Source organism: Bacillus sp. SIMBA_008, assembly GCF_046535495.1.
GTDB classification, from domain to species: Bacteria; Bacillota; Bacilli; order Bacillales; family Bacillaceae; genus Bacillus; species Bacillus subtilis.
Window position 1 is genome coordinate 1 of record NZ_JAWRWL010000093.1, and the last position, 373, is coordinate 373.

General features: G+C 68.9%; 1 protein-coding gene. It reads left to right on the top strand.

Features of this window, described 5'->3' with window-relative positions:
• On the top strand, positions 1-373 hold a 373-nt coding region (locus SB658_RS22295; protein ID WP_410602381.1), incomplete at both ends, for a beta-propeller fold lactonase family protein.

Below are 373 nucleotides of genomic sequence, written 5' to 3' on the forward strand. Positions count from 1 at the left end.
GGGTGAACTGTATGTGCCCGACCTCGGCGCCGACCTCATCCATCGCTACCGCGGCGCCGTTGGAGCGTATGAGCCGCGCTCGCCGCTGCCGACCCCGGAGGGAACAGGCCCTCGCCACCTCGTGATCCTCCAAGAGGCGCTGCGCGACGGCGCGAAGACGATCGTCGTGAGCGGTGAGCTGGGCGAGACGGTATGCCGCGGCGAGGTGAGCGGCGATGTCGTGCGGTGGGGATCGACGCCGAGCACACGGCGCATCGGGACCGCCCGCTCGCGTTCTGAGCGCAATTACCCCGGCGATATCAAGCTCGTAGGACCAGGACGGGTGCTGGTGACGAATCGCGGTCACGACACCCTCGCCCTCATCGCCGTCGAC